General features: G+C 38.7%; 8 protein-coding genes. 1 reads left to right on the forward strand and 7 read right to left on the reverse strand.

What is annotated here, in order from left to right; translation table 11 throughout:
• The coding region (locus HMPREF0518_RS04620; RefSeq protein ID WP_003626609.1) for an IS256 family transposase at positions 1–486 on the forward strand (486 nt) is incomplete at its 5' end.
• 21 nt (positions 487–507) lie between these two features.
• Here HMPREF0518_RS04620 and HMPREF0518_RS04625 read toward each other — a convergent pair.
• The 7 genes from HMPREF0518_RS04625 to HMPREF0518_RS04655 form a co-directional block, all read right to left on the reverse strand.
• On the reverse strand, positions 508–1,326 hold the full coding sequence (locus tag HMPREF0518_RS04625) for a hypothetical protein (RefSeq protein WP_003626611.1): 819 nt from the start codon (positions 1,324–1,326) through the stop codon (positions 508–510).
• A 410-nt stretch (positions 1,327–1,736) separates the two neighbouring features.
• Complete coding sequence (citF, locus tag HMPREF0518_RS04630; RefSeq protein ID WP_023192953.1) at positions 1,737–3,278, reverse strand: citrate lyase subunit alpha; 1,542 nt, start codon at positions 3,276–3,278, stop codon at positions 1,737–1,739.
• Positions 3,268–4,182 (reverse strand): citrate (pro-3S)-lyase subunit beta, encoded by a 915-nt coding sequence (gene citE / locus HMPREF0518_RS04635; RefSeq protein ID WP_003626613.1) that lies wholly within the window; start codon positions 4,180–4,182, stop codon positions 3,268–3,270. Before citE ends, citF begins: the two co-directional genes overlap by 11 nt.
• Positions 4,183–4,476: a citrate lyase acyl carrier protein gene (citD, locus tag HMPREF0518_RS04640; RefSeq protein WP_003628158.1), complete on the reverse strand. Its 294-nt coding sequence runs from the start codon at positions 4,474–4,476 to the stop codon at positions 4,183–4,185.
• Positions 4,466–5,518, reverse strand: a complete 1,053-nt coding sequence (citC, locus tag HMPREF0518_RS04645) for a [citrate (pro-3S)-lyase] ligase (RefSeq protein ID WP_003626615.1) — start codon at positions 5,516–5,518, stop codon at positions 4,466–4,468. Before citC ends, citD begins: the two co-directional genes overlap by 11 nt.
• A 90-nt stretch (positions 5,519–5,608) precedes the next feature.
• Positions 5,609–6,400, reverse strand: coding sequence for an alpha/beta fold hydrolase (locus HMPREF0518_RS04650; protein ID WP_003626616.1), 792 nt, complete (start codon positions 6,398–6,400; stop codon positions 5,609–5,611).
• Between the two features lie 78 nt (positions 6,401–6,478).
• Positions 6,479–7,945, reverse strand: coding sequence for a DASS family sodium-coupled anion symporter (locus tag HMPREF0518_RS04655; RefSeq protein WP_003626617.1), 1,467 nt, complete (start codon positions 7,943–7,945; stop codon positions 6,479–6,481).
• Between the last annotated feature and the right edge of the window lie 82 nt (positions 7,946–8,027).

The following is an 8,027-nucleotide window of genomic DNA, read 5'->3' on the forward strand; positions in this document are numbered from 1 at the left end:
GGTATGAAAACAGCGTTGGAGCAGACTTATCCGAAAGCTCATTTTCAACGCTGTCTAGTTCATGTCATGCGCAATATTTGCGCTAAAGTACGCGTAGATGATTGCGAAACGATCATGAATGAATTCAAGCAAATCCATCAACAGCCAAATGAAGAAGCTGCGATCAAAGTCTTGCACGCCTTCTATGACAAGTGGAACAGAGCTTATAATCATGTCATTAGAAACCTCAAGGAGATTGAACCTGATCTGCTGGTCTTTTATGACTATCCTAAACAAATCAGGGCCTCAATTTACTCCACCAATATGATCGAATCCTTTAACCACGTTATCAAGCGTAAAGCTAAGCCTAAAGCAGAGTTTCCAACTGAACAGTCGCTTGATACTTTTATTGGCATTCAGGCGATGAGCTACAACGAGCGCTATTTCAATCGAATCCACAAAGGCTTTAGTCAGGTTCAGGATACCTTAGAATCCTACTTTGACTAAATAAAAGATTAAAAAATCGATCTACGAGAAAAATCTATTTAAACAAACTATTTGACAGTCTCTAGTAATCGGCTGCGGTGCCATCAGATATTGCGCATCCAAATCAACATAAATATTATTGAACTCATCTTTTTTAGCATTGGAGACATCAATATAGCGATTATTCATATCGTTAAAATTGACCTGCATCCCTTCAGACTGCTTATTTCTAGCAAAACTGTTGCTATTCAACTCCAACTTCTTAAATTCACGATCTATATCAATGTATTTATGTCCCAGATGAATCTCATCTTCTTTACGCAGATCTTTGGCATGCAAATGGTCCAGCCGCTTTCCATTCACAAATACCTGATTGCCTTGCTTTTGCACATTATCGCTATCTTTTCCCACTACTACTGTTTGATCTTGAGCCCTAAAAGCATTAGCCCCAATATCTTCTATCTTTTCGATGTAATTGACATCTTTAGTAGCAGTTAAATTGTGACTTTTTCCCCTAGCTCCAAACTCATTGCCAGAATGATAAGTCTTAGTGGCAACATTACCATTAGTATCTGCACTAATATTAGTTTCCTTTGAAAAAATATTGAACATCCCAGCCACGCCTAATGCGTTGTGCTTGTTTTGATCTTCTGCAATCTCACCAACCGTAGTCAAATTGCCATCTACATCCTTAGACTCTATCTTATCTTGATAAATACTAAAGTCTTCATGTTCTTTTTCACTACTTGTTTGCGTAGTCGGCACTTTTTCTAAAACTATAGCTTGTACAGGATCATTAAATATGCTCGCTCCCCAAAAAACAGTAGTTCCAGCCATTATCACTTTTAATTGTTTTTTCATATGTTTTAAACTCCCAGTAAAACATATTTTAATTTGGTAGCTGTATTAACTATAAGTAATACTATACAAATAAAATATTAAACTATATTTTATTTTTTATAAATTAATCTAATTAGGCGCCACGCATAGACTTGAACGTTAATATACCCTGAATTTTTATTTGAGTCAATATTAATAATTAATTATAAAATGCTGATTTTACATTTTTAATTATTACTTAATTTACATTTTCAAGCTAGAACTACGGTTAAAATCAAAAATACGTATCTCAATTATTTAAATTAAAATTAATTTTTTAACTTTAGCTAATAAATGCATCATATTTTAAACATTTATAAATTTAATCCAAATTTTGGCAAAAAACAAAAAAAGCATGTGCATTGCGCATGCTTTTAAGGCAAATCTACTTTTTAGTCTTTAACTTCTTTAATAGCATCAATAATTGTACCATCACGGTATTCAACTAAAGCTACAGTACGGTCAGTATATTCAAGTGGCTTTGGTACACCAACTTGTTTTTCAGCCATCTTTTGCAAGTCATGAATGTCCAAAATATTAAGTCCTGGTACATTATTAAATGCATCAATCAAGTCCTTGCGGGCTGGGTTAATTGCAATGCCTCGTTCAGTAACCAAGACATCGATTGATGACCCTGGTGTAACGATAGTTTCAACGCTAGATACAACAGTAGCATTTCTACCACGAACAAGTGGAGCAGTAATAATAGTCATCTTGGCACCTGCGGCGGCATCTTGGTGACCACCAACAGCACCACGAATGACACCATCAGAACCAGTCATAACATTAACATTGAAGTCAGTATCAATTTGCAATGCGGACAAGATAGAAACATCAAGGTTGTTTACTACTGCACCCTTGTTATGTGGATCCGCATACCATGAAGCGTCGATTTCTTGTTGGTTCTTGTTGTTAGCCATAGATTGAGCAGCACCCTTATCAAAGTCCTGAACATCCATCACTTTTCTGACAAGACCTTCTTCAAGCAAATCAGTAGTAGGCTTAGTAATACCACCCAAAGCAAATGAAGCAGTAATGCCATCCTTAATCATGCTTTTACGAAGATAGCGAGTAACGGCTAATGCGGCACCACCTGAACCAGTCTGGAAGCTAAAGCCTTGCTTGTAGTATGGTGAGTTAACAATAACTTGGTTAACCATTTGAGCAATCTTAAGGTCCTTAGGGTCCTTAGTGAAACGAGTAGCACCTGAACCGATCTTGTCAGGGTCACCTACTTTATCAACCTTGACTACGTAGTCAACTTGATCTTGCTTGATTGAAGCAGGGGTGTTTGGATAGTCAACAATGTTATCAGTTAAAAGAACAACCTTGTTAGCGTATTGAGCATCCATTAAAGCATAGCCTAATGAACCAAATACAGCATCCCCATCTTGACCATTAGCGTTACCTGCAGGATCTGATACAGGTACACCTAAGAAGGCAACATCAATCTTGATTTCTCCTTCTTCGATTAAACGAGCACGATTACCGTGTGAACGGAAAATTACAGGTTTCTTCAAGCCGCCGTGAGAAACGAAGTCACCAAGTGAGCCACGCATCCCTGAAGAAGTAATGTTAGTAATAACACCCTTTTTGATAGCTTCAATTACCTTATCATTCATGACACCAGTCAATGAACTTGGAGCCAAAGTCAAATCCTTGTAGCCCATAGCAATGATCTTGTCCATGACCATATTAAAGATGTAGTCACCACTTCTAAAGTGGTGGTGGAATGAAATAGTCATGCCATCTTTCAAGTTATTCTTGATTACCTCATCAAGAGAAGCAACGACCTTATTTTGGCCAATAGTTACGCGAACTGTTGGAGCTACACGCTTTACTTCTGGATGACCAATTTCAGTAGTTTCAAATGGCTTTAAACCCATTTTATTCATTAAATCGTCTGGTAATTCGCGTTTTACTTTATTCTCCAATGTAGTTACCTTCTTCATCAATCAAGTTAGAAGCTTTAGCAGTTTCAAGTACACGGGTTGCCTTTTCTACAACTGGCTTATCAACCATCTTGCCGTTAAGTGAGATAACGCCGCTACCCTTAGCCTTGGCTTCACGAATAGCATTTTCAACATTTTTAGCTTGTTCAATTTCTTCTTTAGTTGGATTGAAGACCTTGTTAACCATAGCAATTTGACGTGGGTTAACCAAACTCTTACCATCGTAGCCTAATTCGTGAATGTAATTAGTTTCACGGTAGAAGCCTTCAGTATCCTTCATGTTAGAAAATACGGTATCAAAGGCATAAACATCAGCTGCACGAGCTGCTTGCAAAACCATGTTGCGTGCAAATTCAAGTTCGCGGCCATCTGGATAACGGTGGGTGTGCATATCAGCGGTGTAGTCTTCACCAGATACGGCAAGTCCCATCATAAGTGGCGTAGCTGTGGCAATTTCTGGAGCATTCAAAACGCCTTTGGCACTTTCAATGGCAGCCATAACACCGATTGAGCCCTTTTCAATGCCATATTCATCTTCCCAGTGTTCAATGTCCTTAACCAATTTTTGAATCATTGCTGCAGATTCAGTCTTTGGCAAACGAATGACATCAACACCAGCCTTGACCATGGCACGAACATCTTCATCATAAAATGGCGTATCCTGACCATTTACTCTGACTACGATTTCACTGCCGCCAAAATCAACAGTCTTAATTGCTTCATAAACCAGCATTCTAGCTGCATCTTTTTCAGTCAAAGATACTGAGTCTTCTAAGTCAAGCATAATTGAGTCGGCACCATAGATACCTGCATCTTTAATCATGGCAGGATTGTTGCCGGGAACGAACATCATGGTTCTACGTAAACGATTTTTAACGTAAGTCATTTAAAGCACCTCCAAGTCAGGCTTATCTTGTGTTTCAGTTGCACGTTGAGCAACTGCTAAAGTACGAGCCTTAATTACACAATCAAGTGCACCCTTGTCAGTTGCCTTAACCTTGGCATTTTCCAAACCGTACTTCTTTAAGGTTTCGGTGATCACTTTTTCAATTTGATCACCATATGCTTTCTTAACTTCAGATTCCAAATCGATTTCAATGCCGTTAGAACCTTTAGAGATCATGATTTGAATATCAGAACTTTCAAGAGTTCCTGCTACGGCAGTAGTTTTAATTTCCATCAATATTCATTCCTTTCTCAATTCTCGATTGCAATTCACTCATATTTTGCTTGATAAACCCATAGGTAGATTCTGGCACAAACTTATTTATCTTGGTCAAATCTCCATCCTTGATCCATTGTCTTACCTGAGTCGCAGTCACAATTTGCCCTGCCTTCTCTAGGCGCTTAACAGTAATCACTTCAATATCAGGACCAAGCTCATGAGCCAAACTAATATTATAAAAGTGCGTCGTACGTGAAATAGGTTCTTGACCGATATAACGCCGGGCAATGTTCAAAGCAGGTGCAATCTTATTCTTGAACACGGCTGCATCGACTGAGGTTTGGACCTTAATCAATTCATCAGGTGATTTTAAGAAGTAAGCTGGGAAAGTTGCTGGAGAAACCATGTAATCGCCACCTGAAACAACTTTTACATTAGCAAATTGCTTGGTTCCTTCCTTAACCAGCTTCATTCTTTCGTTAAAATTAAACAAAGAAACATCATTAACCACTACAAAGACATAGACTAAATCATTTTCTTCACTTGCCATCTTAACCAAGTGCTGATGCCCCAAGGTAAAAGGATTGGCATTCATTACGATCGCTGCGATCTTCTTATCTGCTTGATCCTCTACCTTTGGCAAGTCACTCAAGAAATCATTTATATCTGGCATCCCGTTCTCTAAAAAGGCTGCCTCATCTGTCTTAGCCAGCAAATTAAAATGCAAGTGTTCAAAACTAGTCGCATACTTAGCCTTAGTAAAAACGAATGAATGGTAAATCTTCTGTCCAGCTAAATATTGCATCAAGTTAGTAACGACCTTGTTAAAGCGTGCGCCTTGCGTATCTTCATTAATCACGCCCATATACTTCAACACATTACCGGCAACGCTTCCTGTACCAACTAGATTGCAATCCTCATCCACCAAACCAATCGTATGGTCGATCTGATCAATTTCTCTTGCACTAAAATTATGCAAATCTAAAGATGAAAGCAAATTCTCCCATTTTTGACGAGTTGCGGCATCACTTAAAAACAAATCAACTACTTTATCCATTGATATTCCACCTTACTATTATCAAAGAGCAAGTAATCTTTTTCACAAAGAACAGTTTACTCCTGACATTTTAATATTTCAAATTTGTGCTTAGTTTTTCAAATTTTGCAAAAAATTGCTAATAATCTTGTGCACTTTAGCTGGCTGTTCTGCTTGAGGCAAGTGTCCACATTCCGGAATAATCGCGGTTTCGACCTTTTCATTCAGAAATTTAATTGCCTTAGTAAAATCAGGATTGAAGAATGGTGATTTTTCACCAGCAATTACCAGCATCGGCACAGGACTATCCATAATCACATCGCGCCAATCTTGTTCGGAATGCTCTACTAAGCAGTTGTAGTTTTCCTCAGGATTATATGGAAAGGCTTGGTATTCATTTTTGGCATCTTGGAACATTTTCTCATCAATATGATGGTAAAAAGCCTTGCCAAAATCGAACTTTAACATTTCTGGATAGTTGTCCCAGGTTAAATCCTTAAAACCATATTGCCAGGTCTTATCGGCAATCATCTTAGGTGACTGATCCAAATCGACCATAGCTTTAAGACGGCCCTTGCCATAGATAGACAAGTAAGCCCAAATGTTGGCAGCTCCCATGGAATTGCCGATGGCAACTACGTCGTGCAAATCCAGCTCTTCCATCAATTCTTCTAAGTCGACGGCATGACGGCTGATTCGTTGACCGCGATAAGTACGCTCGGATTGTCCTTGATTGCGCGGATCAAGCATGACAAAGCGATAACGATCATTAAAAAGTGTAATTAAGTCTTGCCACATTTGACTAGAACCACCGATACCAGGGATACCCAATAAGACGGGACGGTCTTTTTCTCCTGTATCGCTGTAGTGCAGCATGACATCATCATTTGTTTTAAATTTCATTTTGATCCTTCTTTATCTTCTTAGTTTTAATTTCATTATTACACAAAAAAAGCAATCTGGTTTCCCAGATCGCTCTTTCTACCAAACACCAATAATCTTCATCCAAAGTGAACCGACAATACTGAAAATCAGCGTGTAGAGAATTCCCAAGATGAAATTCATCTTCCACCATTCTTTTTGCTTAACATAGCCTGTCGTTGCCAAAATTGAGGCAGGACCGTTAGCATAGTGAGTGGTTGAAGCGTTGATTACACCAGTAAAGGCTAAAAGCATAGCTGAAAGGCCAAGTGGTGCACCCATTGCAGTAGCCACAGTTAAGAATGGCAAATAAAGTGCTGTCATGTGAGCTGTACCACTAGCAAAGAAGTAGTGAGTGTAGAACATTAATAAAACAAGTACTACTAAAACTAAGCCCCAGCTGATGCCGTGAACTTTGCTTTGAATAAACTTGGCGAACCAATCAATGAAGCCGTAAGAAATCAACTTGTCGGCCATGAGGATCAAGATTGAAAGCCAAATCAAAATGTTCCAAGCACCAGTTTCATGCAAAGCATCTTCCATGCTTAACACACCGGTAATTAACAAAAGCGTTACTGCTAAAAATGCAACAAAGGCTGAGTTAAGTTGTGGAATCTTGAAGAATCCTGAAAGAACCCAAAGCAAAATTGCCAAAGAAAAGACAAGCGCCATAATCTTTTCTGGTTCGGACATTGGACCCATTTCTTTTAATTTGCCGTCAGCCCAATTTTTAGCATTAGGAGTTTCCGTAATCTCAGGTGGATACATCTTGTAAATGACAATTGGGATAATTAATGTAGCCACAATGACTGGAACTAAACCTGCCCAGAACCAACTAATCCAGCTCATTTGATAGCCCTTTTGTGCAGCCATCTGTTGCGCAACTAAGTTAGGAGCAGCACCAGTAATAAATAATGCTGTTGACAAAATATTAGCGTGAAAGGCAGTGAAATCTAAGTATGCACCGATCTTCTTTCTTGAAGGATCGTGAGGATTGGACTTGTAACTCTTAGAAATTGATTCAACTACAGGCCAAGTTACCCCACCAGTACGAGCACTGTTAGATGGAATAAGTGCACCCATGATCAATTCTAGACCAGTAACAGCATAACCAATTCCGATTGAACGTTTACCGAACTTTTTAATCATTAAATAAGCCACGCGGTTACCTAAACCGGTCTTGCTAATACCGTGAGCCATGATAAAAGCCATAGCGATCAGCCAAGCAGCCGAGTTGCCAAAGGAACTCAAAATACCGGTTTGTATTACGACGCCCTTGGAGTTAACTACGTCCTTAACTGGAGCTAAGCCAACTAAAACAGTTACTACCATTCCGAGCAATGTCGTACCACCAATTGGCAGCGGCTTTGTGATACATCCCACAATCGTTGCAACAAAGATTGCAAACATTTCCCAAGCTTGAAGTGATAAACCTCTTGGTCGCCATGGTGTGATTAACCACAGCACTATACCTACTACTAAAGGCCAAATAAAGCCTTTATAATTTACCTTCTCTAAATTTTTCATTTCTCTCCCCTGATTAGTATTCAAAAAAAATCAATTCAAAAATGAATTTTTTTACATAATATTATATACCTTTCAGGAGAAA

The organism is Lactobacillus helveticus DSM 20075 = CGMCC 1.1877 (genome assembly GCF_000160855.1).
Classification (GTDB): domain Bacteria; phylum Bacillota; class Bacilli; order Lactobacillales; family Lactobacillaceae; genus Lactobacillus; species Lactobacillus helveticus.

What these genes read in the sequence shown, in the direction of transcription:
- HMPREF0518_RS04625 (WP_003626611.1), bottom strand. Translation starts at nt 1,326, where the DNA reads ATGAAAAAACAATTAAAAGTGATAATGGCTGGAACTACTGTTTTTTGG.
- citE (WP_003626613.1), bottom strand. Translation starts at nt 4,182, where the DNA reads ATGACTTACGTTAAAAATCGTTTACGTAGAACCATGATGTTCGTTCCC.
- citD (WP_003628158.1), bottom strand. Translation starts at nt 4,476, where the DNA reads ATGGAAATTAAAACTACTGCCGTAGCAGGAACTCTTGAAAGTTCTGAT.
- citC (WP_003626615.1), bottom strand. Translation starts at nt 5,518, where the DNA reads ATGGATAAAGTAGTTGATTTGTTTTTAAGTGATGCCGCAACTCGTCAA.
- HMPREF0518_RS04650 (WP_003626616.1), bottom strand. Translation starts at nt 6,400, where the DNA reads ATGAAATTTAAAACAAATGATGATGTCATGCTGCACTACAGCGATACA.
- HMPREF0518_RS04655 (WP_003626617.1), bottom strand. Translation starts at nt 7,945, where the DNA reads ATGAAAAATTTAGAGAAGGTAAATTATAAAGGCTTTATTTGGCCTTTA.